The organism is Streptococcus saliviloxodontae, from assembly GCF_016908655.1.
Classification (GTDB): domain Bacteria; phylum Bacillota; class Bacilli; order Lactobacillales; family Streptococcaceae; genus Streptococcus; species Streptococcus saliviloxodontae.
The window spans coordinates 16,799-42,073 of sequence record NZ_JAFBEI010000003.1; the positions used below are offsets into that span (position 1 = coordinate 16,799).

Annotated in this window: 27 protein-coding genes; 1 reads left to right on the forward strand and 26 read right to left on the reverse strand. The window is 39.4% G+C overall.

Going from position 1 to position 25,275, the window contains the following annotated elements; all coding sequences use genetic code 11:
- Nucleotides 1-4: 4 nt before the first annotated feature.
- The 11 genes from JOC31_RS00990 to JOC31_RS01040 form a co-directional block, all read right to left on the reverse strand.
- Complete coding sequence (locus JOC31_RS00990; RefSeq protein WP_205016360.1) at nucleotides 5-679, reverse strand: YggS family pyridoxal phosphate-dependent enzyme; 675 nt, start codon at nucleotides 677-679, stop codon at nucleotides 5-7.
- Between the two features lie 2 nt (nucleotides 680-681).
- On the reverse strand, nucleotides 682-1,986 hold the full coding sequence (ftsZ, locus tag JOC31_RS00995; RefSeq protein WP_205016361.1) for a cell division protein FtsZ: 1,305 nt from the start codon (nucleotides 1,984-1,986) through the stop codon (nucleotides 682-684).
- Nucleotides 1,987-2,007: 21 nt separating this feature from the next.
- Nucleotides 2,008-3,405 (reverse strand): cell division protein FtsA, encoded by a 1,398-nt coding sequence (ftsA, locus tag JOC31_RS01000; RefSeq protein ID WP_205016362.1) that lies wholly within the window; start codon nucleotides 3,403-3,405, stop codon nucleotides 2,008-2,010.
- 132 nt (nucleotides 3,406-3,537) lie between these two features.
- Entirely contained in the window at nucleotides 3,538-4,671 is a 1,134-nt protein-coding gene (locus tag JOC31_RS01005) for a cell division protein FtsQ/DivIB (RefSeq protein ID WP_205016363.1), read from the reverse strand.
- Nucleotides 4,672-5,748, reverse strand: coding sequence for a UDP-N-acetylglucosamine--N-acetylmuramyl-(pentapeptide) pyrophosphoryl-undecaprenol N-acetylglucosamine transferase (locus tag JOC31_RS01010; protein WP_205016364.1), 1,077 nt, complete (start codon nucleotides 5,746-5,748; stop codon nucleotides 4,672-4,674).
- A 48-nt stretch (nucleotides 5,749-5,796) separates the two neighbouring features.
- On the reverse strand, nucleotides 5,797-7,149 hold the full coding sequence (murD, locus tag JOC31_RS01015; RefSeq protein WP_205016365.1) for a UDP-N-acetylmuramoyl-L-alanine--D-glutamate ligase: 1,353 nt from the start codon (nucleotides 7,147-7,149) through the stop codon (nucleotides 5,797-5,799).
- A 300-nt stretch (nucleotides 7,150-7,449) separates the two neighbouring features.
- The gene (locus tag JOC31_RS01020) at nucleotides 7,450-7,773 is read right to left on the reverse strand and encodes a DUF3165 family protein (RefSeq protein ID WP_205016366.1); all 324 of its coding nucleotides are present in this window, start codon (nucleotides 7,771-7,773) and stop codon (nucleotides 7,450-7,452) included.
- A 54-nt stretch (nucleotides 7,774-7,827) separates the two neighbouring features.
- A complete protein-coding gene (gene typA / locus JOC31_RS01025; RefSeq protein ID WP_205016367.1) occupies nucleotides 7,828-9,669 on the reverse strand; it encodes a translational GTPase TypA in 1,842 nt (613 codons plus the stop codon).
- A 177-nt stretch (nucleotides 9,670-9,846) separates the two neighbouring features.
- Nucleotides 9,847-10,227 carry a rhodanese-like domain-containing protein gene (locus JOC31_RS01030; protein ID WP_205016368.1) on the reverse strand — a complete coding sequence of 127 codons (381 nt, stop codon included), beginning with the start codon at nucleotides 10,225-10,227 and terminating at the stop codon, nucleotides 9,847-9,849.
- A 12-nt stretch (nucleotides 10,228-10,239) separates the two neighbouring features.
- Nucleotides 10,240-11,211 (reverse strand): ROK family glucokinase, encoded by a 972-nt coding sequence (locus tag JOC31_RS01035; RefSeq protein ID WP_205016369.1) that lies wholly within the window; start codon nucleotides 11,209-11,211, stop codon nucleotides 10,240-10,242.
- 38 nt (nucleotides 11,212-11,249) lie between these two features.
- Complete coding sequence (locus tag JOC31_RS01040) at nucleotides 11,250-11,471, reverse strand: YqgQ family protein (protein ID WP_205016370.1); 222 nt, start codon at nucleotides 11,469-11,471, stop codon at nucleotides 11,250-11,252.
- Between the two features lie 116 nt (nucleotides 11,472-11,587).
- Between JOC31_RS01040 and JOC31_RS01045 the strand changes: the two genes are divergently transcribed.
- On the forward strand, nucleotides 11,588-12,073 hold the full coding sequence (locus JOC31_RS01045) for a prepilin peptidase (RefSeq protein ID WP_205016371.1): 486 nt from the start codon (nucleotides 11,588-11,590) through the stop codon (nucleotides 12,071-12,073).
- Here JOC31_RS01045 and JOC31_RS01050 read toward each other — a convergent pair.
- From JOC31_RS01050 to amaP, 15 genes are all read right to left on the reverse strand, one after another.
- The gene (locus tag JOC31_RS01050; protein WP_205016372.1) at nucleotides 12,025-13,221 is read right to left on the reverse strand and encodes a hypothetical protein; all 1,197 of its coding nucleotides are present in this window, start codon (nucleotides 13,219-13,221) and stop codon (nucleotides 12,025-12,027) included. The two genes, JOC31_RS01045 and JOC31_RS01050, sit on opposite strands and share 49 nt — an antisense overlap.
- Before the next feature lie 96 nt (nucleotides 13,222-13,317).
- A complete protein-coding gene (locus tag JOC31_RS01055; protein ID WP_205016373.1) occupies nucleotides 13,318-14,700 on the reverse strand; it encodes a GHKL domain-containing protein in 1,383 nt (460 codons plus the stop codon).
- A 230-nt stretch (nucleotides 14,701-14,930) separates the two neighbouring features.
- Nucleotides 14,931-15,713 (reverse strand): tryptophan synthase subunit alpha, encoded by a 783-nt coding sequence (trpA, locus tag JOC31_RS01060; protein WP_205016374.1) that lies wholly within the window; start codon nucleotides 15,711-15,713, stop codon nucleotides 14,931-14,933.
- Nucleotides 15,714-15,716: 3 nt separating this feature from the next.
- Nucleotides 15,717-16,919: a tryptophan synthase subunit beta gene (gene trpB, locus JOC31_RS01065; protein WP_205016375.1), complete on the reverse strand. Its 1,203-nt coding sequence runs from the start codon at nucleotides 16,917-16,919 to the stop codon at nucleotides 15,717-15,719.
- A complete protein-coding gene (locus tag JOC31_RS01070; RefSeq protein WP_205016376.1) occupies nucleotides 16,916-17,497 on the reverse strand; it encodes a phosphoribosylanthranilate isomerase in 582 nt (193 codons plus the stop codon). The genes trpB and JOC31_RS01070 overlap by 4 nt, the downstream gene beginning before the upstream one ends.
- Complete coding sequence (gene trpC, locus JOC31_RS01075; protein ID WP_205016377.1) at nucleotides 17,484-18,251, reverse strand: indole-3-glycerol phosphate synthase TrpC; 768 nt, start codon at nucleotides 18,249-18,251, stop codon at nucleotides 17,484-17,486. The genes JOC31_RS01070 and trpC overlap by 14 nt, the downstream gene beginning before the upstream one ends.
- Nucleotides 18,248-19,252, reverse strand: coding sequence for an anthranilate phosphoribosyltransferase (gene trpD / locus JOC31_RS01080; protein WP_205016378.1), 1,005 nt, complete (start codon nucleotides 19,250-19,252; stop codon nucleotides 18,248-18,250). The genes trpC and trpD overlap by 4 nt, the downstream gene beginning before the upstream one ends.
- Nucleotides 19,252-19,833 carry an aminodeoxychorismate/anthranilate synthase component II gene (locus tag JOC31_RS01085; protein WP_205016379.1) on the reverse strand — a complete coding sequence of 194 codons (582 nt, stop codon included), beginning with the start codon at nucleotides 19,831-19,833 and terminating at the stop codon, nucleotides 19,252-19,254. The genes trpD and JOC31_RS01085 overlap by 1 nt, the downstream gene beginning before the upstream one ends.
- The gene (trpE, locus tag JOC31_RS01090; protein ID WP_205016380.1) at nucleotides 19,830-21,185 is read right to left on the reverse strand and encodes an anthranilate synthase component I; all 1,356 of its coding nucleotides are present in this window, start codon (nucleotides 21,183-21,185) and stop codon (nucleotides 19,830-19,832) included. The genes JOC31_RS01085 and trpE overlap by 4 nt, the downstream gene beginning before the upstream one ends.
- Before the next feature lie 499 nt (nucleotides 21,186-21,684).
- Nucleotides 21,685-22,311 (reverse strand): GntR family transcriptional regulator, encoded by a 627-nt coding sequence (locus tag JOC31_RS01095; protein WP_205016381.1) that lies wholly within the window; start codon nucleotides 22,309-22,311, stop codon nucleotides 21,685-21,687.
- Nucleotides 22,312-23,065: 754 nt separating this feature from the next.
- Nucleotides 23,066-23,608, reverse strand: a complete 543-nt coding sequence (locus JOC31_RS01100; protein WP_205016382.1) for an Asp23/Gls24 family envelope stress response protein — start codon at nucleotides 23,606-23,608, stop codon at nucleotides 23,066-23,068.
- 60 nt (nucleotides 23,609-23,668) lie between these two features.
- On the reverse strand, nucleotides 23,669-23,866 hold the full coding sequence (locus JOC31_RS01105; protein ID WP_205016383.1) for a CsbD family protein: 198 nt from the start codon (nucleotides 23,864-23,866) through the stop codon (nucleotides 23,669-23,671).
- Nucleotides 23,867-23,945: 79 nt separating this feature from the next.
- On the reverse strand, nucleotides 23,946-24,449 hold the full coding sequence (locus JOC31_RS01110; protein ID WP_205016384.1) for an Asp23/Gls24 family envelope stress response protein: 504 nt from the start codon (nucleotides 24,447-24,449) through the stop codon (nucleotides 23,946-23,948).
- Nucleotides 24,450-24,467: 18 nt separating this feature from the next.
- Entirely contained in the window at nucleotides 24,468-24,662 is a 195-nt protein-coding gene (locus tag JOC31_RS01115; protein WP_338058821.1) for a DUF2273 domain-containing protein, read from the reverse strand.
- Nucleotides 24,663-24,671: 9 nt separating this feature from the next.
- Nucleotides 24,672-25,262 (reverse strand): alkaline shock response membrane anchor protein AmaP, encoded by a 591-nt coding sequence (gene amaP, locus JOC31_RS01120; protein ID WP_205016385.1) that lies wholly within the window; start codon nucleotides 25,260-25,262, stop codon nucleotides 24,672-24,674.
- Nucleotides 25,263-25,275: the final 13 nt, after the last annotated feature.

A 25,275-nucleotide genomic window follows, 5' to 3' on the forward strand; every position in this document is an offset into this window, starting at 1 on the left:
CTCCTTATTCAAAGAATGCTGTGCCAATACGAACAAAAGTAGAACCATGCTTAATGGCAACTTTAAAGTCGCCACTCATTCCCATACTGAGTTCAGTCATTGGCATATTCTTTATATTTTTTTCTTTTAACTGTTTACGCAACTGATCAGTTGTTTCAAAAATATTTTCTAGCTCTTCTTCAGTAGCATCAAAAGGAGCCATTGTCATCAAACCAACAAGCTCAACTTGTTTAAGCTCAGCTAGTTGATCAATAACGTCATCTATCTCATCCACTTTAAATCCGTGCTTGCTCTCTTCTTCAGAAATATTAACTTGAAGGAAACACTTTATAGTACGATCTGCTCGTTTTTCAATTTCTTGTGCTAATTTAATAGAATCTAAAGCATGAAAATAATCAACAAAATTAATAACATCCTTTACTTTGCGACGTTGCAAAGTACCTATTAAATGCCAAGTTAAGTCTTCTTTATCTTTCAGAGCATTGTATTTATCAAGAAACTTATCAACACGATTTTCACCAATATGATGAATACCCGTATCAATAAGCTGTCCTGCTACATCACTATCAACATATTTAGTAACAGCGATAATAGAAACTGAGTCTTGCTCTCTCCCCGATTCAGAACAAGCTGTTTGAACCTCTGAAAAAACGCGTGACTTATTTTCTGCTAATGACATTTTTAACGATTTTTAAAGAATGGGGGAGTATCCAACTCATCATCTGATTCCGATGATGGTGTGAAGGTTGACATTGTCAACTGGCTATCTAATTCACCTTCTGTAGGACGGGTGATATTATCACGACGTAAATCCCAATTTCCAAAAGCAGATTGTTGTGGAGTATTAAACTCTTGTTTCAAGTTACTTTGTTGGGTTGGCATATCAACACTTGGTGTCATATCAAAATCATAGTTTGATTGACGACGATCGATTGTTGATGAAGCTTGTTGATCAAACCTAGATGTTGCTTGATTTCCTTGAGTGAAAGTACGTGGTGTCGAACGTACACCTGAAACTTGTTCTGCTTTTTCTTGACGAACGCCTGTAGCAACTACTGTTACTCGAATTTCATCTTTCATTGTGTCATCAATAGAAGTACCAAGCCAAATGTTTACCCCATGACCAGCTGCTTGACCTACAATTTCAGAAGCTTCTTCTGCTTCAGTAAGAGTCATGTCAAGACCACCTGTTACATTGACGATAACGTCTTCTGCACCATCGATAGTTGTCTCAAGTAATGGTGAGTAAATCGCTTTACGCGCAGCTTCCACAATACGCTCTTCACCTGAGCCAATACCAATACCCATAAGGGCATTACCTTTATTTGCCATAACTGTCTTCACATCGGCAAAGTCGAGGTTGATGAGTCCAGGACTTGTAATCAAGTCTGTTATTCCTTGAACACCTTGACGGAGAACATTATCTGCTTCGCTAAGTGCCTCAAGAAGAGGGGTTTTCTTGTCAACGATTTCAAGCAAGTTGTTATTTGAAATAATCAATAACGTATCCACTTGTTCACGGAGTTCTTGAATCCCTTCAATAGCAAAGTTACCACGTTTATTTCCTTCAAAACCGAATGGACGTGTTACGACTGCTACTGTTAGAGCACCTAAGCTCTTAGCAATGCGAGCAATAACAGGAGCGGCACCTGTACCAGAGCCACCGCCCATACCTGCAGTGATAAAGACCATGTCAGCTCCATTAAGAGCCTCTGTCAATACTTCTTCGCTTTCTTCAGCTGCCTTACGACCAACCTCAGGTTGCCCCCCTGCACCAAGTCCACGTGTTAATTTAGGACCTAATTGAATAACAGTTTCAGCTTTTGATGAACTGAGCGCCTGAATATCAGTGTTTGCAGCGATGAACTCAACACCTGCAACACCTTCGTCAATCATACGGTTGATAGCGTTACCGCCACCACCACCGACACCGATAACTTTAATTACTGCACCTTGAACTGATGCTGCATCGAATGAAAATGCCATCTTATTTCCTCACTTTAATTATTAATCGAACATGCTTCCAAAAATACCACGCAAACGATCGCCAATTTTTTGTTTTGGTTCTTGAACTACTTGATTTTGTTCTTGACGAACTGGCTTATTAGTTGCTACTTGACGGTCATCATTGAAAGACTGTACTGGTTGAACCACTGCTCTAGGAGCCACAGGTGCTTCTGATACTGATAAATGACGTTGTGGTTTAGGAGCAATATCAATCGGTTGTCTACGCAGTAGCTCCTCTCCTGATACGGCTGCTTGTGAGATAACATCCACTTCTGTCATCGTACCAACATACTCTACCAAACTAATGACGTTAGCAAACATTGGGTTGCGAATACCAACTTGATTTGGAACATGTAGTTTTACATTAGTACCGAATATTTCTTGAGCTATTTCAACAACTCCTGGAAGAATAGCACCACCACCGACAATGACAATACCACCTGGTAAATCTAGCAAACGACTTCTTTCCAAATCTTGTTTAACACGATCTAATAAGTGACGGATACGGGCAGAAATAATTTCTGACAAATAGCGTTCAGTAATTTCAACGGGTTGTTCATTTCCAACAACCTCGACTTGAACTTTCTCATTGCTACTTGCTTCCAATAGATTTGCTGTTCCAAAATTAAATTTCAAAGCTTCTGCAATTTGTCCAGATGTTTTAAGAACCTTAGAAATATCTTTTGTAACGTAATCGCCACCTTCTGGATAAATATTAGTCTGTTGAAGCTCTTGAGCTCTCATAGAAGCTACTGTTGTTTGACCTCCACCCATATCAATAACAGTGGCACCGAACTCACGCTCTCCTTCATTGAGAACTGAACGTGTTAAAGCCAATGGTGAAATGATAATATTTTCAACCTTAATGCCTGCACGCTCAACTGTCTTACGTAGATTATGCAAGATAGTGCTTGGACCTGTGTAAATCAAACCACGCATCTCAAGGCGAATCCCCATCATACCACGTGGATCTCTAATCCCTTGAAAACCATCTACGATAAATTCTTCAGGAATAAGAGAGATCACTTCACGTTCTGGTGTGATGCTCTTAGTCAATGCAGATTTTACAACGCTATCAACATCTTCATCTTTGATTTCTTTTGACTCACTTGGAACTGGAATCATACCTTGTGTTGGTTCAATCTGAAGAAGATTTGCTGGCAGTCCCACATTGACTTTATCAATTGTAATACCAGATTTTTCCTCTGCTTGTTCAATTGCTGTTTTTATTGCTGTTGCTGCTGTTTCGATATCAACGATGATACCATCTTTAACACCAGCACTTGGAACATTACTGACGCCAATAACATTCATTTCTCCGTTAACATATTCTGCAACGAGTACTTTAATCGAGCTTGTCCCTATATCTAAACCCGTAAAAAAGCCATTTCTAGCCATTAACTCGACCTCTCAATCTTTCTACTACTAATACTATTCTAAAGTCTGTCAAAACAGAATTATTCAGAGAATATTATACCATAAAAAAACGTAAAAAGATAACATTTTACGCTTTTTCTTATGAAGTTTATCTTACTCTGATACGATTGTTTCTGTGCTTGTTTCACTATCAGCAGTCGTATCAGCAGCTGTTGTTTCTAAAGATGTCGCAGTTGTTTCTGATGAGTCCTGCGAAGCAGAGTCTTGACTGCTTTCACTTGTCTCAGTAGTCGAAGATAAGGCAGCAGCAACACTATCTTCAATATCACTGGTTGTTGTATAAATACCAACTTCCATATCGACAATCCCTGTATCTGTCATGTTAGCTACTATTTTGGTGTAGTAAGGAAGTTTTTGTGACAGTTGAGACAGAGGAACCTTAACCGTATTGCCATCAGACATTTCAAGTATTAAGAGGTCTGGTGTTGATTGTGACCCTGCTAGACTAACTGTTCGTATAGACTTTTGTAGTTTAGAGCTTAAGTGTGAAAACTGTTTGACAAACAACTGAATCTGTTTTGCTTTTTTTAACTTTAATGAGAGACTGTTATCAGGTAGGCTACTTAAGTGCTTCTCAGTAACCACCGTACCATCCTCTAAAATAGGTGAGTAACCATTGTTAGAGTCTAAATAAGCAAGAATACTATATTCTTTCACCTTAATTGTAAACGTATTCCAAAATTGATAAGAAACTGTAGCTGACTTTACCCACTTATCATAACGAGCAACACGGCTAGCAATTCGAGATTGACTAAAAAATGTCTTCGCTAAGTAATCCGTAGATTTGATACCAGAAGCTGATTTTACCGCTTGTTCTGTTGTATTAGTTTGCCCTACCACCTTTACAACTCTCAATTTACTCAAAGGTGACACCATAAATAAAGAAATCAAAAAGATAACCATCGATGGTATGACAATACTTCTTAAACGTCGTTTCGCAACTTCTTCTTTCTTACTAAGTTTTTTTACGGTAGCTACTTTTTTACCCGCTTTTTTTGCTTTGGTCTTTTCTTTTTTTGCTTTTTTAGCAGTAACTTCTTTCGAATTTTCTTCTGCTGTAGATATAGAGCCTGTTAATCTCGCTTTTTGTTGAGCCTTTAACCTTGCCGTCTGTTCTTCTTTTTCTTTCTGATCACGTGCTTTTTTTTGAAGAAACTCTAAATTACGCTTCTGCCATTCTGTCAGTGGCTGCTCTTCTTTGTGTTCTTCAGGTGTTTTATTAGCCATTTACTTTCCTTTTTGACTGATTTCTTGGTTCAAAAGTTGATAAAAATCGTCTTGCGACTGAAGTTCTTCTGTAGCTGCCATCTTAGATTTGTAATGAGATTCTTGGGCAAAAAGTTGGGCTAGTTCCACTTGTAAATTTTCCAAAGTTAAGTCTGACTCTGACAATTGACGAGCATAGCCTTTTTTCTCAAAATAAGCCGCATTCTCCAATTGGTCACCTCGACTGGCTTCTTTACCAAGTGGCACAATAATATGCAGTTTTTGCATCGCAAGCAATTCAAAGATGGTGTTTGAGCCACCACGTGTAATCACAGCATCTGCCATTTCCATCAAAGGCTGATAAAGATCCGTCACATAGGCAACACGATATAAGCCTTTTTGAAGCGTGTCTAAGCTAGAATCCCCTGAAATATTGATCACATTAAAGTCATCTGTTAAAGAAGGGTTAGCACTGATAAAATCATTAAATACCTTAGCTCCAGCAGACCCTCCGATAAACAAAAGGGTCTTTTTATCGGCATCAAACTGTGATTGAATATTACTGATTTCAGGATTTAGAGAGGTTGATAAGTCTTTGGCTACTTTGGTAATAGCTCCGACATGCTTAGCTTTTGCTAGTCCTGACGACTGTTCGAAAGTGGTATACATAGTCGTCGCAAATTTATAGGCAATTTTATTAGCTAATCCCATAGACAAGTCTGACTCATGTACAAAAACCGGAACTCCTAGTGTCTTAGCAGCGATAACTGGAGGTACTGAAACAAATCCTCCTTTTGAAAAAAGGGCTTGTGGACGAATTTTAGCGATAATAACAAGTGACTGTAAGACTCCCCAAGAAACCTTGAAAACATCAAGCATATTTTGCCATGAGAAATAACGGCGCAACTTACCTGTCGCAATAGAATGAAAGGTCACCTCTAAACCTGACTGAGTTATTTGATCATGTTCAATACCGTTTTTATCACCGATATAATGAACTTCCCAGCCATCTTTTAAAAACTTAGGGATTAAAATAAGATTGAGGGTCACGTGGCCTACTGTACCACCACCTGTAAAAACAATTTTTTTCTTCGACATTATCTCAGAGATGCTGGTTTTTTACTTGCAGAAAACCCAGCTTCCTTTCTAATTTTTTAACGCTTCAAAGCTAGTGATAAATTCGTCACCACGAACTTCAAAATTCTTATACATATCCCAGCTTGCATTAGCTGGACTGAGTAAAACAACCTCACCAGACTCAGCATTTTCAAAAGCTAAACGAGTTGCTTCTGCAACATCCTTAGCATCAATATAAACTACGCCTGCTTTATCAGCTGCACGTTTCACACGAGGCGCTGACTCTCCAAGAATAACCATCATTTTAAGACCTTGAATATCTGGAACAAGTTCATCAAACTCGTTGCCACGATCAAGTCCCCCCGCAATCAAAATAACCTTGCTATTATCAAAACCTGACAAGGCTTTTTGAGTCGCTAAGATATTAGTTGATTTTGAGTCATTGTAGAATTTAATCTCATCAATCTCTCCAAGATACTGCAGACGGTGTTTAACACCTCCAAAGGCCGATAACGTTTCTTTAATAACATCATTTGACACACCCGACAGTTTTGCCACAGCAATCGTCGCAAGAGCATTTTCGATATTGTGACTTCCTGGAACACCGATTTCAGAAGCTTCCATGACCTTCTCTCCTTTGAAATAGAGAGAGCCATTTTCTAGATAGGCACCATCAACTTTTTCAATTGTCGAGAAGGGTACAACGGTTGCACTTGTCTTTTCAGCCAAACGCTGTGCCAAGTCTTGATTAAAGTTGAGGACAAGGTAATCCTCTGCCGTCATCTGATTTTGAAGATTCCACTTTGCAGCGACATAACCATCGAAATCACCATGATAATCAATATGGGTTGGCATTAGATTTGTAATAACAGCAATATGAGGACGGAATTGCTCAACTCCCATCAGTTGGAAGGATGATAATTCCATCACAAGAGTATCATCTTTAGTAGCCCCTTGAGCAACCTCTGAAGCTGGAAAACCAATATTACCAGATAAGAGGCCTGATTGACCAGCATTATTTAGCACCTCTGCAATCATCGTAGTGGTTGTTGTCTTACCATTTGAACCAGTAATACCAATAATAGGTGCCTCTGAAATAAGGTAGGCAAGTTCCACTTCAGTCCACACAGGAACCCCTTTTTCAATGGCTCTAGCTACCATCGGATTGCTGTAAGGAATCCCTGGATTTTTTACCATGAGTTCAAAGTTTTCATCAAGAAGTTCTAGTGGGTGACTTCCACAAACAACCTTGATTCCATCTTCTAAAAGTGCCTGTGCTGAAGGGTTCTCATCAAAAGGTTTGCCATCATTAACGGTAACAATAGCACCAAGTTTAGCTAGCAGACGTGCAGCAGCTTCACCTGATCGTGCCAAACCTAATACCAAGACCTTTTTATTTTCAAATTGCTTAATTGCTTTCATAATAAGTCCAATCTATGCTTTTCTATCCCTTAATTGTACACGTTAAGCCTATTTTTTTCAAGTTTCAAATGGCTATTCCTACCAGTCCTTTTAAGAGAGTTACCGATTCGATTCTCCTAACCCAAATTCTCTATCCTGAGATGAGCTAGTACTTAGTAATATCGTAATTAAGAAAAACGCAAACAAGTGTCGAAATAAAAAAATGGAGTTCGTTTCACCACCTGATATGCCCTTAAATAGCATTCAGATGTTAAAACAAACTCCAGTAAAAAGATTGAATAATTGCAACCTTTTTAACTATCATTGATTGGGACGAGACTGAAATAGACTCTTTATCCCTTTATAGATATTACCTAAGCTCAAATCAGGTAAATTTTGAGGACGTGGGCGTGCTGTTAATCTGTATACATCACGTACCACAAAATAAGCAAAAATGCTCATCATGATACCTAAAAAATACTCAATAGGTAAGCTAATCAGCTTTTGAATTCCCCCAACAATCACAAAGAGGAGCAAGGCTCCTAATGCAACGACACCGATCAAACCCGCTGTTGACCGAATGGTTTTCGGAGCTCTAAAAATGAGATACAGCAAAATCAAAATAATGATAATGAGATAAAACATAGAGACTCCTTTCTAATGAGAATCATTCAAAATAATCTTAGGTTTTTCCAAGGCTTACTCAGCTGATTTTTTCTTTTTGTTAGCTTTATCACGTGCCGCTTTGTTAAGGATTTGTTTACGTAAACGAATCGATTCTGGTGTTACTTCCATATATTCGTCGTAATCCAAGAACTCAATTGATTCTTCAAGCGTCAAGATACGTGGTGTTTTAATAACAGCTGTTTGGTCTTTGGTTGCTGAACGAACGTTAGTCATTTGTTTAGCAGTTGTGATGTTAACACCGAGGTCGTTTTCACGAGCATTTTCTCCGATGATCATACCTTCATAAACTTCTGTACCTGGGTTAACAAAGATTGTACCACGTTCTTCGATACGCATGATTGAGTAAGTTGTTGCTTTACCGTTATCGATAGAAACAAGGGCACCACGGTGACGACCACCGATTTCACCTGGAACAAGTGGAAGGTATTGGTCGAAGGTGTGGTTCATGATACCATATCCACGTGTCATTGAAAGGAATTCAGTTGAGAATCCGATAAGACCACGAGCCGGTACCAAGAAGATGATACGTGTTTGACCGTTACCAACCATTTGCATATCAAGCATGTCACCTTTACGTTCTGAAAGGGCTTGGATAATAGCACCTTGGTACTCTTCTGGTGTGTCGATTTGAACACGCTCGAATGGTTCCATTTTCACGCCATCAATTTCTTTGATGATAACTTCTGGTTTTGATACTTGAAGCTCATATCCTTCACGACGCATCGTTTCGATAAGGATTGACAAGTGAAGTTCACCACGACCTGAAACTGTCCATTTATCTGGTGAGTCAGTTGCCTCAACACGAAGTGACACGTCGGTTTGAAGCTCTGCCAAAAGACGCTCCTCAACTTTACGAGAAGTGACGTGTTTTCCTTCACGACCTGCAAATGGTGAGTTATTTGCCAAGAAAGTCATCTGAAGGGTTGGTTCATCAATACGAAGAACTGGAAGTGGCTCAACCGCATCAGTCGGTGTTACTGTTTCACCAACGAAGATATCTTCCATACCTGAGACGGCAATCAAATCACCAGCTTTAGCTTCTTGAATTTCACGACGTTCAAGACCGAAGAAACCAAAGAGTTTTGTAACACGGAAGTTTTTAGTTGTGCCATCAAGTTTTGAAAGGGTAACTTGGTCACCAACTTTAACAGTACCACGGAAGACACGACCGATACCGATACGTCCAACGAAGTCATTGTAGTCAAGAAGTGACACTTGGAATTGAAGTGGCTCATCTGAGTTATCAACTGGAGCTGGGATATGCTCGATGATTGTATCGAAGATTGGTGCCATTGTTTTTTCTTGGTCAGCTGGATCATCTGAAAGTGAAGATGTTCCGTTGATAGCTGATGCGTAAACAACTGGGAATTCCAATTGCTCATCGTCAGCTCCAAGTTCGATGAAGAGTTCAAGAACTTCGTCAACAACTTCTTCTGGACGAGCAGATGGTTTATCAATTTTGTTAACAACAACGATTGGTGTCAAGTTTTGCTCAAGAGCTTTTTTCAACACGAAACGTGTTTGTGGCATTGTTCCTTCGTAAGCATCTACGACAAGGACAACACCGTCAACCATTTTCATGATACGCTCAACTTCTCCACCGAAGTCCGCGTGTCCTGGTGTATCCATGATGTTGATACGAACATCGTTGTAGGCTACAGCAGTATTTTTAGCAAGGATAGTGATACCACGCTCTTTTTCAAGATCGTTTGAGTCCATAGCACGCTCATCGAGCTCAGCACGCGCATCAAGTGTTTGAGATTGTTTCAAAAGCTCATCAACAAGGGTTGTTTTTCCGTGGTCAACGTGGGCGATAATGGCAACGTTACGGATATCAGTTCTTAAATTCGTCATGTTTTCCTCTTATTGCATAATTTATTTTAACTTTTCAAGTATATCACATTTTTTGGAAAATAGCAGAGCTGAACTGATTGTAAATGTTTTCATTGCTTTTACCGATAAAATGAAAAAGACTGTAAAATCGAGCTGAAAATGACTTCTGACTAGACTCTACACTCTTTTTATCTCATTCTATGACTTGGTCTTACCATCCCAAGCTGAAAAACCTGATTCAAGAACGTAAATTTGATGATACCCTGCCTTGTATAAGGTTTTGACTGCTAGTGGAATTAAACGACCATTCCCTGATTCATAAATCAAGACAGGCTTATCTTTTCTAAGAGCAGACAAGGATTGCTGCAACTGTGCTTGAGGAAAATTTCTAGCTCCAACAATATGTCCACTGTAAAAACTAGATGCATCACGTATGTCAATCAACTGCCCCTGTCTCATTAGCTCTTTAAATTGTTCATTTCCAACAAACTGAGCCTGTTTTCGCAAACGGTAATAATTCCATGCAGAATAGGCTGCCAGAATTCCAATAACAATTAAAAGACTAATTACTAAAACCATTGCCGTGATTCCTTACCCTTCTATAAACTGACTTGCCAAGCTAGCTGCTCCAATAATACCTGCATCATTACCGAGTTCTGCCAACTTGATTTGAGTTGTTTTGCGGACTTGTGGGAAGGTATATTTCTGGAAGTTAGCTTCTACACGACTTCTCAAGAATTCGCCTGCCGCAGATACTCCTCCACCAATCACGACTGAATCTGGATTGAGGATATTTGAAATGTTAGCTGTCGCTAGACCTAGATAGAAAGTAAAGCGATCTACAATGCTGTTAGCAAAGCTATCATCAGATTGAGCTGCATCAAAGATATCTTTCGAGGTTACATTGTCACCATTATCCAAAGACGCTTTGATTGGAGATGATCCTTCATAGCTTTCTGCCATTTGATGCGCCAAGCGAACAATCCCCGTTGCAGAGGCAACTGTCTCAAGACAGCCCTTATTACCACAAGTACAATCAAACCCATTTTCAGGTTCAACAATAATATGACCAATCTCACCGCCTGCCCCAGCAACACCATGAATCAAGTTACCGTCTGCGATGACACCACCACCAACACCTGTTCCAAGTGTTACAAAGACAACATCTGGATTGTTAGCCCCGGCTCCAACCCAACGCTCACCTAAAGCAGCAACATTGGCATCATTATCGATGGCAAATGGAATCCCGACTTCTGCTTCAATAACAGAACCAACTTGCTGTGTCTTAGCCCAGTTAAGGTTGAAGGCACCTGTCACTGTTTTTTCTTGACGATCAACAGCCCCAGGAGAACCCATACCAATCCCTACAAAGTCATCTTTGGTCAAACCATAAAGCTCCAAATGACGTTTGATAGAAGCTACAATGTCAGGAACGATGTGTTTGCCATCCTCCAAGCTATTGGTTGGAATAGCCCATTTTTCTTGAACCTCTCCTTCAAGTGATAAAATCCCAAATTTTACAGTTGTTCCACCAAGGTCAATCCCTAAAAGTTTTTTCGCCATCTCACTACCTCACTTCATTCATCCTGTCCGAAACCTCATCAAGCCTCGTCCATCTTAGTGTTTTCTTTTTCCTCTTCAATGCGGTGTTCACGCCTTAAAATCAGCTCTGCCATCAGGTAGTCCTCCTTAGAAATCAAAAGATTATCGTAGAGCCTTTCAAGTTCTATCTTCATCATCTCGATATCGTAGAGTCTCTTACCAAGGTAGACGTATATTCCAAAGCGTTTTAATAACTGTTGCACATCATATAAGGTTTTCATAATTAAGATTTTAGCAGAAAAAGAAAGAGTTTTCAAGATAAAAATGCAAACGTTTGCGTTGTTTTTGTTTTCCTCTCAATTATAGTGCAACAAGAATAAAATGCGAATAATAAAGTATGACACTTTTATATCATTATTTTTTCAAAACCTATCTGGCTGAGAGTTTCTTAAGCTCCCTTTTTATCTGCTTTTTTATCTCTCAACAGAGTTGGGAATGGGGTAAAATCGCTCTTTTATTTCTAGGGCTACTGCTGAGTTTCTTTGACCTAAAAACGCAGACCTATCCTCTGCTTATCTGGCTAATTTTTACAGGATTGATTGCTTATGTTCATCCTATCAATTCACTGACTCTTGTTTTAGTAGCCTTGGCCGTTTTATCTTATATGGGCTGGATAAAAATAGGCGAGGGAGACTTTCTTTATCTAGCGAGCTCTTCACTTTTATTATCACTTAATGAACTACTCTGGATGATCCAGATAGCTAGCCTATTAGGATTAGCCTACTTTTGGATTTCTAAACCACCAAAAAAGACAATAGCCTTTATTCCTTTTCTCTACCTCGGATTGGCTATTGTACTCTTTATTGATATGATCACTAAGTGATTGTTTTGATTATTTTGATAGCTGATAGTTAACGTCTTTGCTTCATCCTGTAAGCTTTTCAAACTAAAACTTTCGTCAAAAAACGGTGTATCACCTTGGCTTTGCCAGCTGATATGAAGCTCTGTTTCCTGTTTAATTTGAAGTAAAATAGACCTAGAAAATCTAGTTTTCCCTTGAAATCCCCTCTCTAACAATTGACTCAAGCAGACAAGTAACTCATGACGTATCTGACTTTCCTGTTCTGGAAAATAAGGACAGTCAACAGAGAATAGGATACCGAGGCGCTTAGCCTCTATCATTTTCGATGATAGAAAACCTTTGAATATCGGGTCCTCAATACCTTCTAACCGACACATTTCAACATCTCCTGATATGGTCTCAATTGAAGGTTTAACGATTTGTTGATAAACCTCTTTGACCTGATTGATATCCTTACTATCTAAACTCCCCCGTAAAGTTAGCAAAATGTTTTCATAATCATGCTTGAAACCTCGCAGCTCTTTATACTGCTCTTCAATATAAGTATTGTATTCTTGAAGATTAGCAAGATTTTCCTGTTCTTTAGCTTTTAATTTTCTTCTCAAAAAAGCCTTAGAACAATAATTTGAATAGCTGACCATTATAATCAAAATCAGAATATAAAGAAAGATAAACAGGCTCTGATGCAAGTAATAAATAGGCAGATAGCCAGGAATGACAACTGATAAAATCCCTTCTAGGTGTGAATAAGCGTAGAATAAAAAGACTATTCCGATACCAATGTAGTCCCACTTAAAATGGGTCTGATCCAAATAAAGGGATAAGAGCGAAAATTCCAAGCGGAGGGTTTTGATCAAAAAATAATAGATTGGAACTGTTAAGGCATAGACAAGAGATAGCATCCAATTATTATTAGCTATTATTTCCGATGAGATGCCTAAGACAGCTGGAAAAATAAATAATAATAGGATATAAGCAATAACTTCAATGATAACAACTGTGCACAAAGCATAAAAGACATGTTTAACACGCCGTCCGTGTTTATCAAAAAATCTACCTACAAGATATAGATAAATAAAATCTAAAGGAACTGTTGTGTAATCTCCAAAATAAGTAATGACGATAAACAGTATCGCTAGAAGACTAATTTGTTTTTTAGAAATCCTCATCTGGCTGCTGGTCGAAAATATCACCCAGTTAACGCAGAATAAAATCAAGTAAAACAAAAAAAAGGATAAAAGAAAAGATATATAATCTATCATTGACTACCTCAAAATAGTATTTTTCTCCTCAAGAGACATAATCAAACGTTGGCTAAAACGATTTTTCTTACTTTCTGTAATCAAACTAATGTTTGGATAAGCATTTAGGATTTTTTGAACTGTCCATAAGCCAACCCCTCTATCATTTCCCTTGCTTGAATACCCTTCGTCAAAGATATTACCAATATCCAGTTGATCCTCCTTGGTCGTATTTTCAACAATAACCATCAATTGATTATCAACTTCAAAAAAGGCAAAATTCAACTGGGGCTTATCACTTAGACGCGTTGCCTCAATGGCATTGTCCCAAAAAATGGAAACAATACGCACCAGCTCTAATTCAGTCAAGGGAGTGCTTGAAATAAGATCTGGAAGTTCTACATTAATCTCAATGCCTTCTTCCTCACCTGAGATAATCTTAGAAGCTAAATAGCTTTTTAGAGAGGTGATTTGTAAATGGGATAACTTGGTCAAACTATAATAATTTCGATCAAAGGTATGTGAGTCTGATAAAATCTCATCAAAACAGTGATTAGCTAAATCTAAATCATTCTGATTTAGAATCCTCTCAAATTCTTTTAACTCTCCTTCTGACTTCAACTTAAAGTGAGACAGGCTTTTGTAGATAACTTCTAGTTGCTTTCCATAATTTTCTAAGTTTTGTAACCGTTCATCATATTGTTGTTTCAAACGTTCTCGTAGTTGCAATTTTAAAAATTGATCACGATAAGACAATAACCAAGCTGTCGATAAGGCAAATAAAAAGACAGAGGTCTTTCTATAAGATGCTAACAGTGGGACATGTCCCATGAGGTAAAAGTAATACTTCTCTCCCAAAATCATCGGAACAAGATAAACAATCAAAAAATAAGCAAGCATTCCATATAAAACAATATTTAGATAGTGTAGCTCGCGTTTATCATTTGGATTGTAAAGGTCAACTGTTGAGTTTGCTTTTGGTAGGATACTACGACTAATAAAATAGGTTGGAAATACTAAAAGGTAGGATAGTATATATAAAATCAAACTCTTATTAACTTCTTCAATAGATAAAGAAAACAGATAGGTAAATAATACCAAGGCGTAAAATCGAGACCAAAGATCAACGTATAATACTGAAAAAAAGCCGTAGTAAAGGCGATAACGCCACTCTTTTTCTCGATTCTGCCACCAACTCAAACCACCAAATACCATTAGATGAACAATCAACATCTTATCTTTTAAAAAAAATGAGAGGCAAAAGAGAAGGATAAAAATAACTACACTCTCTTTTAGAGACCATTTTTGATTGGATAGCGTGACATAGGTATAGTAAACAATAGATAAGATGGAAAATTCAATGAAAATACCAAACAAAAAAAGTAAAAGATAATGATAAAATGCCATTCTTTTTCTCCTTTTGATTATATTGCAATACATTTTAATCTAAATGTGTACTAAGTTTATCACATATATGACACTTAAAGCAATTAAAATACTTAATAAAATAAACACAATATTTGATGAACTCAACTAATGATATTCAAAAAGACACCTCTTCAATCACTTACCTGTCGCAACTATTTCCTTTTACGAACATCAGGTGATAAAGGGGTATCTTAATTTAATGTTAGTCTTTACTTCTGATAAGAAGAACCATATGTGACAAAGTCTGCAATTTCTTGGTCTTTGCCTTCATGTAAGCCTTTGACAATCTTAGTTCCGACGATAACACCGTCTGAAACTTTGTTGAAACGAGCGATATCTTCTTCTGTTGACACCCCAAATCCTGTCAAGACTGGAATGTCAGCGAGTTCTGTCAGATTCGCCAAGTGTTTATCGAGATCATCACGGTAGTTTCCTGCCTTACCAGTCACCCCGTTAATAGCAACAGCGTAGATAAAACCTTCTGCTCCGTCAATCAAAGTCTTTTGACGGTCAATCCCTGTTGTCAAACTAACAAGCGGAACAAGAGCGATGTCCGTATCTGCCAAGAAAGGCTTAATCATATCTTCGTGTTCATGTGGCAGGTCAGGGATAATCAAGCCTTTAACAGATGTTTCTTTCAAATCAGCGATGAATTGTTCAATGCCGTATTGGTAAACAGGGTTGATATAAGTCATGATAACCAAAGGTACTTGGCTTTGTTTTTCCTGTAATTTTTTAACGATGGCAGTCAAGGTGACTCCTTTTGCCAGACTACGTTGCCCTGCCAATTCGATGACTGGACCGTCAGCTACTGGGTCTGACCAAGGAATACCGACTTCAATGGCAGAAGCGCCGCTATTTTCCAAAAAAGCAATGGTATCAAAGAGACCGTCCAAACCTTTGGCATGGTCTCCTGCCATGATATAAGGGACGAAAATCCCTTTTTTTGCTGCCTTAATGCTTTCCAACTTTTGGGTCAATGTCTTTGTCATGGCTTACTCCTTTTCTGCTTCCAAACGTTCTTTCACCTGCATGACATCCTTGTCACCGCGACCTGATAGGCAGACGATGATAGACTTGTCAGGGCCTAGCTCCTTAGCGACCTTCTGCGTGAGGGCAATGGCATGGCTAGACTCAAGTGCAGGGATAATTCCTTCAAGACGTGAGAGTAATTTGAAGCCTTCCAAAGCCTCGTCGTCAGTGATAGAGTCGTAGGTAGCGCGACCGATATCATTGAAATAGCAGTGCTCTGGACCAATCCCTGGGTAGTCAAGACCAGCTGAGATTGAGAAAGCTTCCATGATTTGACCGTGCTCGTCTTGAAGAACTTCCATAAGGGCACCGTGCAGGATACCTGGGCGACCTTTGGCAAAGGTTGCTGCATGTTTTTCCGTATCAAGTCCAAGACCTGAAGCTTCTGCACCGTACATGGCAACTGATTCGTCTTCGACAAATGGGTGGAAAAGACCGATGGCGTTTGAACCACCACCGATACAAGCTAAAACGGCATCTGGCAATTGACCACCTGAGACTTCAGCGTACTGGCGTTTGGCTTCTTTCCCGATAACGGATTGGAAATCACGCACGATTTCTGGGAATGGTGCTGGTCCAAGAGCTGAGCCCATGATGTAGTGTGTATCATCAATATTAGCCACCCAAGCACGAAGGGCTGCATTAACCGCATCTTTCAACACACGAGAGCCGTCCGTCACTGAAAAGACCTTAGCGCCAAGCAATTCCATACGAAAAACGTTGAGAGATTGGCGTTTCACATCTTCTTCACCCATGTAGATCGTACATTCCATATCAAAAAGGGCTGCTGCTGTGGCTGTGGCAACACCGTGCTGACCAGCACCGGTTTCAGCGATGATTTTCTTTTTGCCCATACGTTTGGCAAGAAGAACTTGACCAAGGGCATTGTTGATTTTGTGGGCACCTGTATGGTTGAGGTCCTCACGTTTGAGGTAGATTTTAGCCCCACCGATATGCTGGGTCAGACGCTCTGCGTAATAAAGCGGTGTCTCACGACCCACATAGTTTTTAAGCAGGGCATCTAGCTCCTCTTGAAAGCTCGGGTCTGATTTGGCTTCACGATAAGCCTCGTCAAGCTCAATGACGGCTGTCATCAGCGTTTCAGGGACAAATTGTCCACCAAATCGTCCGTAAAATCCTTTGTTATCTGGTTGATTATAGGTCATTTTTTCACACTTTCTATAAATCTTGCAATTTTATCTAAATCTTTGACACCGTCTGTCTCCACACCTGACGACACATCAACAGCGTAGGGTTGAAAAAGAGCTATCGCTTCTGCCACATTATCAGCCGTCAGACCGCCAGCGATAAAGTAAGGCTTTTTGATATCCTTATCCGCCAATAGGTTCCAATCAAAGGTCTGACCAGAACCAGCTACTGGCGCATCAAAGAGTAGGAAGTCAGCCTTGCTATCAAGTACCGTGTCGCTATCAGTCACTTGAAGGGCTCTGATGCTGGGCACCGTCAACTGGTCAAAAATCTGGTCATCAAAGTCACCATGCACCTGAACCACATCTAGAGGGATAGCTGCAATCGCCTCTTTCAGTTCAGCCAGGCTAGGACTGACAAAGACACCGACTTTTTTAACATTTTTTGGAATGGCTTGGGCTAGGTCATGAGCCTGTTCAAGACTAACCTGACGCTTGCTGGGGGCCAGTACAAAACCAATGTAGTCTGCTCCGCTATTTACCGCCTGAGCGACAGCCTTCTCGTCAGACAGTCCACAAATTTTAACCTTTAGCAACGGCAAGCTCCTTCACTTTTTCAGCGACATTGTCAGCCTGCATGAGGGCTGTTCCGACTAGGATACCATCGAAAAATGGAGCAACTAGACTGGCATCTTCTCCTGTGAAGATAGCTGACTCAGAGATGTAGACGGGTTCTGCCTTGAAATGCCTTGATAGCTCAAGACTGGTATTGAGGTCAACTTCAAAGGTCACCAAATTACGATTGTTGACACCGATAATCTTGGCACCGATGCGGTGAGCCACTTCTAACTCAGGCAGATTGTGGGTTTCAACCAAGACTTCCAGCCCCAAACCAGTCGCAAAGTCGTAGAGTTCTTTGAGGCGACTCTCTGGCAGAGCAGCCACAATCAAGAGAATAACCGTCGCCCCTGCATTACGAGAACGCACAATCTGCTTCTCATCAATGATGAAGTCCTTAGCCAAGGTCGGAATGGCAACCTGACTAGAAATCTGACGGAGAAAATCAATGTCTCCCTTGAAGAAGACTTGGTCTGTCAAGACTGAAATCATGGCCGCCCCATTTTTCTCATAAGTCTTGGCTTGGGCAACAATGTCTACGTCCAAATTGATATCTCCCATGCTTGGGCTGGCTTTCTTAACTTCTGAAATAATCTGAAGTTTTTGAGGATTCTCTTTTAAAAATTGGTAAAAAGAGTAGGTCTGGCGAAGAGGCTGCAAGTCCTCCATAACAAGCTCTGCCACCTCTTTTTCCTTAGCTTCTAAAATAGTTGGTAGGAAGGTCTTACTCATGCTTGCACCTCTTTAAGCGCTTCAAATTTAGCAAGGGCTGAGCCATCTGCAATCAGCTGACGAGCAAGGTCAACACCCTCTTTCAAGCTGTTAGCTTTGCCATTGGCATAAAAACCAAGGCCCGCATTAAGGACTGTCGTCTCAAGGTAAGGGCTAGCCTCACCACGCAAGACACTAAGGAGAATCTCGGCATTTTCCTTGGCATCGCCACCTGTGATGTCAGCAAGCTCAACCTTAGGCATACCGAGGTCTTCATAGGTAAAGCTGTGCTGACTGATGACACCATTGTCCAAAAGGGTGTAGTGGTTGACACCGTAGAGGGCAGCCTCATCCATATTATCTGGACCTGTGATGATAATGGCACGCTGACGTCCCAACTTGTCCATAACCTGTGCCAGGGTCTCCTGCAACTCTTGACGGTAGAGACCCATGAGCTGTGTTTCAAGGTCAAGCGGATTTGCCAAAGGCCCCACCAAGTTCATAATGGTTGGAATACCCAATGACTGACGAGCAGGTCCAATAAAACGCATAGCTGGGTGCATGCTTTGAGCAAAAATGAAAGCAAGTCCGACTTCTTTCAAAGCCTTGTTGAGGACTTCTGGACTGGCTGCGATGTTAATGCCAAGTGCCTCAAGGACATCAGCTGAACCAGACTTAGAAGATACCGAGCGATTACCAGCCTTAGCCACACGAATGCCTCCCGCAGCGAGAACAAAGCAAACAGTAGTTGAAATATTGAAACTGTAAGACTGGTCACCACCTGTACCACAGTTGTCCATGGCATCAGTATAAGTTTCTGGCAGAACGACCGCATGTTTTTTCAGTGCTCGCACGATGCCGGTAATCTCATCTGCCGTCTCTCCCTTGACCTTTAGCCCCATCAGAAAAGCTGCAATTTGTGACTCATTAAGGCGGTCATTGAGAATATCATCAAACAAAGCTTCCACTTGCTCTTGACTTAAATCTTCTTTATTAGCAATTTGGGTAAAGATTTCTTTCATCAGCTCTTCTCCTCTTCGTTTTCAACAATCTTGATAAAGTTTTCAATCATTTTAAGCCCATCTGGTGAACCGATACTTTCTGGGTGATACTGAAGACCGTAGATTGGCAAGTTTTTGTGCTGAATTGCCATGATTTCCTTGTCATCTGTTGTAATGGCTGTCACTTCAAAATCGGCTGGCATCTCATCAACAACAATGGAGTGGTAACGCATGATTGGCACGTCATTAGCAATCCCATCATAAATTGGTGACGGTGCTTCAAAGGTGATATTGCTCTGCTTACCGTGCATGACATTCTTAGCTAGACCTAGCTTTCCGCCAAAGGTTTCAGCGATGGCTTGATGCCCTAGACAAACTCCTAGAATCGGCTTTTTACCTGCAAAATCTCGAATCATGTCTTCCATTTTTCCAGCATCGGCTGGCCAACCTGGACCTGGTGAGAAAACAAGACCATCTGCTTTTTCAGCCTCTTCATAGAGACTATCGTCATCATTTCTCAAGACCTTGACCTCTGTAAAGGTTCCCAGATACTGAGCTAAATTATAGGTAAAGGAATCGTAGTTATCAATCAATAAAATCATTGCACATCTCCTATTCTTGTCATGGCTTTTGCCTTATTGATAGTTTCGTAAAACTCATTTTCTGGGATACTGTCGTAGACAATACCTGCCCCAGCCTGGACGTAAGCTCTGCTATTTTTCAAAATCATGGTACGAATAGCAATGGCAAAATCCATGTCACCAGTAGCTGACAGGTAGCCGATTGCTCCAGCATAAACGCCACGCTTTTCTTGTTCCAACTCATAGATACGCTTCATGGCACGAATCTTAGGAGCTCCTGATACCGTACCTGCTGGAAGGGTCGCCTTGAGGGCATCCATGGCATTGAGCTCTGGAAGGAGCTGTCCCTTAACCACACTGGTCAAATGCATGACATAACGGAAGTACTCCACCTCCATGTACTTGGTCACTTGAACGCTACCATTTGTGGCAATGCGACCGATGTCATTTCGTCCAAGGTCAACCAACATGCGGTGCTCCGCAGTTTCCTTGATGTCTGCCAAGAGGTCTTCTGCTAAAGCTTGGTCTTCTTCCTCGTTGGCACCACGATGACGGGTCCCTGCAATCGGGTTAGTCGTTACCACACCATCTTTGACTGAGACCAAACTTTCAGGACTTGCCCCAATAATCTGATAATCCCCAAAATCATAGAAATAGAGGTAGTTAGATGGGTTGGTCACACGTAAGTTACGGTAGTAGTCCAACGGGTCACCATCAAAAGGACTTGAGAAACGCTGACTAAGCACGCACTGGAACATATCCCCCTCACGAATGAGACGTTTGGCTTTCGCTACCATGTCTTCAAATATCTCTTTTTCGATATGGTTTGAAAATTGCAGAGCATGTAAGTCTTGTGGGCTAAATTCGTTGGCTGCCTGGGTCTGTAAATCTGACACCACCTGACCGAGAGCTTGACGCACGGCATCATTGTCACGGTGGCTATAGATATTATCCTCAACCACATAGACCTTTTCTTTCTTGTGGTCAAAGACTAGATAAGACTCATAGACAAAGAAGTGCATATCAGGAGTGCCAATGGTGTCCTCTGGAAGCTCACCAATATTTTCATAGAGGCTAATCATGTCATAGCCAACAAAACCAATGGCACCGCCACCAAAAGGCAGATCTGTACTTGACCCTTTGACTGTTAAAGCGTTCAAATAATCCAAAGGATCTTGATCAACCGCTTTGCCATTTTCTGTCAAAATACCCTTGTCGTACTTGACTTCAAAAACGGGATTATAAGCGACAATGGAGAAGCGGGCATTTTCTTTCTCACGAGGAATGGACTCAAGGATAACCTTATGTTCACCTTGCACACGCATGTAAGCAAGAATTGGTGTCAAGGTATCAGCAGTCAAAATTTTACGCATCTATTGGTTCCTCTTTCTATCTTTCTTGTGGTTATTTGTCTTCATTAGAATAAACAAAAAACCTCACACAGAAAACATCTGTGTGAGGGCATTAAATCGAGTTTAATACGGTACCACCTCAACGGAGTAGCCTTCATCTAAGCGACTACTATCTCATGATCCTCTAACAAGGACTCGCACTGTAAGGGGTGCCTACCTGAAGGCTATGTGTTACCTTCACTTTATCACTATCAGCCCATTTCCTAATAGAGCTTGACTGACTCGCAACAACCGTCAGCTTTCTGAACGTCACTCCAAGAGTACTTCTTCTGATTTGTCTTCTATTATACACCTTTCACCTTAAATTGCAAGGTATTTTCGATATTTTCTGAAAAATGCAAAGGCTTTCTAGTTTATTCCAGACCAAATACCCAAATAAAACAGATAATAAGGGAAAACGGCATCAATATAAAATGAAATTAATTCTCCTCGTTGTTTTAGGTAGTCACTAGTCTAAGATTTAGATACCTAAAAAATTTTTCATTCTTAAATAAGACTCCTCTTCACCCACAAAGTAAACGATATCTCCTTTTTCCAATGTTTGATAAGGACTAGGTGAAATCAATAACTCATTACCTCGCTCAATCCCTACAATTGTAGCACTTGTATGACTCCATACATTGAGTTCACCTAACTGCTTACCGAGGTATACTACACTTTCTGTTATCTTCAAACTATAGGGTTCTAGTGGGTATTTCTTGTGGACGCGTTTTGTTTGATCTAAGTAAACCGTTACCATACCACGAAGTTCTTTCATAAGAAGGTCTTGTTGGTCTAATTTATCCAGTATCTTATCTTTCTGGTTGTTCAGAGAATGGGTTGCTTCAAAATTTTCTAAAAATTCATTTGCTCTCTCTTTAGATAGTACCGTAGCTCCACTCCCATGTTTAATGGATACAATGTGTAAGTCAGCTAAAATGTTCAAAGCTTTTCTAGTTGTCTCAGGAGAAACTCCAAACATACTTGATAAGGTTGATCTTGACTTGATACTTTCTCCAACAGGATAATCTCCAGCAACTATACGTTGCGCAATACCCACAGCTATCTGTTGATACTTAGACGCTTTAACCATTTTTCGATTAGGCATACTGTTCTCCTCACTGAAAAGAAACTGTATTAAAAAATCAGTTTCTTTTTTGTATTTAATAAAAATAAATTTAGGAAGTGGTTAGAACATCATACTCAAAGATTTTTAAACTAACTCATCGGACTAATTGTCTCAAAATTTCCTTATACGATTCCTTCATTACCCTAGCCCCAGCGAAAAGACTTCGATTGCTACATCTGTTCTAGTAAAATTGGAAAGGTGAGCTTCGTCGAAATCAAACTATACTTGATGATCTTTTTAAATACAACAAATCCATCAATTAACAATACAATCACTAGATTTTATTAGTATCCTTTAGTTTATTACAGTTCTCATTCACTTCCATTAATTGATAGTCTATCTATATTTTATCATATTTTTTCTAAAGTCAGCAACTTGAATTCTCCTATGATATTTCAATTAAACATCAAAAGCATGTAGCCATTTTTAGACTACATGCCTTCACTTAATCCAATTTCAAAGTGTCTCATTATTAACCGAAGCGAGTTGTGATTATTAGAGTATTTTACCTGTTTTATTTATAGATTTACCATACTACCAAGAAAATAGGTTGTAAATTATTGATGGTGTTTACGATCTCGGATAATACTATAAATGAATTGAAGTAAGGGAATTAATACTCCAATAAACTGTATAATGGTTCCAATTTTCCCTCTTTTCCTTTTATTCAATTTAAACATGACACACCTCCTCAACTCTTATAAAGTAGTCAGACTAAGCATACTAAACTTCTTTATTTAACCCGCGACTCTTCAATCTGAGCCTTAACTTTATCAGTTGTATTTGAAATGGCTTCTCCGGCTTTGGCAGATTGTTCTGAGACAAACTCACCAGTCGCTCTTCCAGCCTCTGTTACGCGATCTTGCAAGGTTACTTGTGACGCTTCAAATTCTTCCTTAGTCTGAATATCCACAACAGCTACATTAACTTCGACAACTTCAAGATGTGTCATTTCAAGTACTCGCTCTGAAATGATTGCTTTGATGTTATCAACTATTGCAGGAATATCTTTCCCGTATTCTGTAACAATTTTCAAATCTGTTGCAACTTGTTTTGTTCCAACTTCAACATGAATCCCTTCAGTGACATCTTCACTATTTACAACTTTATTTTTAAGATTAGTGAAGAAACCACCATTTACAGCCAATAAACCATCAACTGTCTCCAATGATTTACCGATGATTTTTTCAATCACTTTATTCTCATATGTGATATCACCTTTAAGTGCAGATGTTCCATGTGCTTGTTTTTCAGTATTTTTTTTAGTTTCAGTCATAATAGTTACCTCTTTCTCCTCGTATCTTTGATAAGCTACGTCATGTTATTAAAACACAACTTATCTTTTGTCTTTTAGGCCTTCAACAGCACCTTTGACAGTATCTTTGACATCTTCAACAAATTCTTTAGCTTTTCCAGAAAGTTTTTCAACTTTTCCTTCTGACTCAGTCTCTTTATCTCCTGTCAATTTACCGAATCCCTCTTTCAAAGAGCCTTTTACTTGATCTAATTTTGCATCAAATTTTTCTTCAGACATAACGTTTACCTCATTTTCTACTTACAACTCTTATTACATTTATCAAACTAACTTATTAGTATTTGAACACTAAACTCTCCTAAATAACTCGTGGTTCTTCTTTTTCAGTCAAACTCCCTATGCTATCTGTTGCTTTATTGTATTGGTCACTTGCGAATTCTCCTGTTGCTTGCGCTACACCTGTCACACGGTCCTGCAAACTAACCTTATCTGTATCAAACTGCTCACGCGTTTTAATATCAACCACATTAACATTGACCTCAACAACATCAAGGTCTGTCATTCGTTTGACTTCACGTTCAATCACTTCTTTAATGTCTTGGTAAATTTTAGGAACATTTTTTTGGTATTCTGCAATAATATCAAGGTCTACAGCGACTTGTTTTTGACCAACTTCAACATTGACACCATCGCGAGTCGTATCAGTATTAACTAATTTATCTTTGATATTAGAGAAGAAGCCACCATCAGCCTGAAGAAGACCATCAACAGAATTTAGTGCAATTCCTACAATTTTCTCAATGACTTTATCTTCATAAGTTAATTGGCCTTTTATAGTAGTATTTTTATCTTGAGTTGTCATAGTCATTTCCTCTTTCTATTATTTCTTAAATAAATTATCCAAGATGTCTCGTCGTTCTATAAATATAGCTAAGTAAATTCCTAGCGCTATAAAAACTAGAATTAAGATGGTCTTAAATAAGCCATAAGTTACCAAGAGAACCGCAAAGATTAATCCTAGCAAACCTCCAACAATTGGGTAACGATATTTTTTTAATAAAGTCATCACATCCATCTTATCCACCTACTCTACACGACTTGAGGTCGTTTTTTCTTTTTCTTCAATGTGCTTAACAAGAACCGTGAAATCAACTAGCTTATCAATACCAAAAAATTGCTCTAAACCATGATGGATATCCTGCTCTAGTTGAATTGATTTCTCAATGGCATTTATCCTTGGAATCATTCGCCCCGATACTGATACTTTGAATTTTTTTCGATACATTTTAACATCAACTTTAGGAGATGCCATTACTCCTTGACCCACTACAATGGACTTAACATAACCTTCGATTGCTGATTTTTTAAGTTTTAAAGAACCTGAGTTTGACTTATCTAGCGTAAGCTCACTATAAGTTCTTGGCCAAAAAATAATTAATATCAGAGCAATTACAATAAATACTACAATGATAATAGGACCCCAGAAAAAATAATTTCCTAAAATATCAGATAGAACATCTTGTCCAAAAGAATAGTCAAATTTCAAAGAAGCTAATTGATCTGCAATGTCTTTCGGAACGCTTGCCTGGTCCAAATACATATAGCTAACCGATAATAAAAAACTGATTAAAATGAGACCTAGGATAACCGACAATGTTTTAGACAGCTTCGTCATCTTAATCTCCTCC

Coding starts and splice junctions, on each gene's coding strand:
- trpC (WP_205016377.1), bottom strand. CDS start 18,251: ATGAGTAAGACCTTCCTACCAACTATTTTAGAAGCTAAGGAAAAAGAG.
- JOC31_RS01020 (WP_205016366.1), bottom strand. CDS start 7,773: ATGTTTTATCTCATTATCATTATTTTGATTTTGCTGTATCTCATTTTT.
- JOC31_RS01005 (WP_205016363.1), bottom strand. CDS start 4,671: ATGGCTAATAAAACACCTGAAGAACACAAAGAAGAGCAGCCACTGACA.
- trpB (WP_205016375.1), bottom strand. CDS start 16,919: ATGACCTATAATCAACCAGATAACAAAGGATTTTACGGACGATTTGGT.
- JOC31_RS01035 (WP_205016369.1), bottom strand. CDS start 11,211: ATGGCGAAAAAACTTTTAGGGATTGACCTTGGTGGAACAACTGTAAAA.
- JOC31_RS01010 (WP_205016364.1), bottom strand. CDS start 5,748: ATGTCGAAGAAAAAAATTGTTTTTACAGGTGGTGGTACAGTAGGCCAC.
- murD (WP_205016365.1), bottom strand. CDS start 7,149: ATGAAAGCAATTAAGCAATTTGAAAATAAAAAGGTCTTGGTATTAGGT.
- JOC31_RS01045 (WP_205016371.1), top strand. CDS start 11,588: ATGACACTTTTATATCATTATTTTTTCAAAACCTATCTGGCTGAGAGT.
- JOC31_RS01040 (WP_205016370.1), bottom strand. CDS start 11,471: ATGAAAACCTTATATGATGTGCAACAGTTATTAAAACGCTTTGGAATA.
- JOC31_RS01115 (WP_338058821.1), bottom strand. CDS start 24,662: ATGGATGTGATGACTTTATTAAAAAAATATCGTTACCCAATTGTTGGA.
- JOC31_RS01085 (WP_205016379.1), bottom strand. CDS start 19,833: ATGATTTTATTGATTGATAACTACGATTCCTTTACCTATAATTTAGCT.
- JOC31_RS01095 (WP_205016381.1), bottom strand. CDS start 22,311: ATGCCTAATCGAAAAATGGTTAAAGCGTCTAAGTATCAACAGATAGCT.
- trpA (WP_205016374.1), bottom strand. CDS start 15,713: ATGACAAAGACATTGACCCAAAAGTTGGAAAGCATTAAGGCAGCAAAA.
- ftsA (WP_205016362.1), bottom strand. CDS start 3,405: ATGGCTAGAAATGGCTTTTTTACGGGTTTAGATATAGGGACAAGCTCG.
- trpD (WP_205016378.1), bottom strand. CDS start 19,252: ATGAAAGAAATCTTTACCCAAATTGCTAATAAAGAAGATTTAAGTCAA.
- JOC31_RS01050 (WP_205016372.1), bottom strand. CDS start 13,221: ATGAGGATTTCTAAAAAACAAATTAGTCTTCTAGCGATACTGTTTATC.
- JOC31_RS00990 (WP_205016360.1), bottom strand. CDS start 679: ATGTCATTAGCAGAAAATAAGTCACGCGTTTTTTCAGAGGTTCAAACA.
- typA (WP_205016367.1), bottom strand. CDS start 9,669: ATGACGAATTTAAGAACTGATATCCGTAACGTTGCCATTATCGCCCAC.
- amaP (WP_205016385.1), bottom strand. CDS start 25,262: ATGACGAAGCTGTCTAAAACATTGTCGGTTATCCTAGGTCTCATTTTA.
- JOC31_RS01100 (WP_205016382.1), bottom strand. CDS start 23,608: ATGACTGAAACTAAAAAAAATACTGAAAAACAAGCACATGGAACATCT.
- JOC31_RS01105 (WP_205016383.1), bottom strand. CDS start 23,866: ATGTCTGAAGAAAAATTTGATGCAAAATTAGATCAAGTAAAAGGCTCT.
- JOC31_RS01030 (WP_205016368.1), bottom strand. CDS start 10,227: ATGGTTTTAGTAATTAGTCTTTTAATTGTTATTGGAATTCTGGCAGCC.
- ftsZ (WP_205016361.1), bottom strand. CDS start 1,986: ATGGCATTTTCATTCGATGCAGCATCAGTTCAAGGTGCAGTAATTAAA.
- JOC31_RS01110 (WP_205016384.1), bottom strand. CDS start 24,449: ATGACAACTCAAGATAAAAATACTACTATAAAAGGCCAATTAACTTAT.
- trpE (WP_205016380.1), bottom strand. CDS start 21,185: ATGCGTAAAATTTTGACTGCTGATACCTTGACACCAATTCTTGCTTAC.
- JOC31_RS01055 (WP_205016373.1), bottom strand. CDS start 14,700: ATGGCATTTTATCATTATCTTTTACTTTTTTTGTTTGGTATTTTCATT.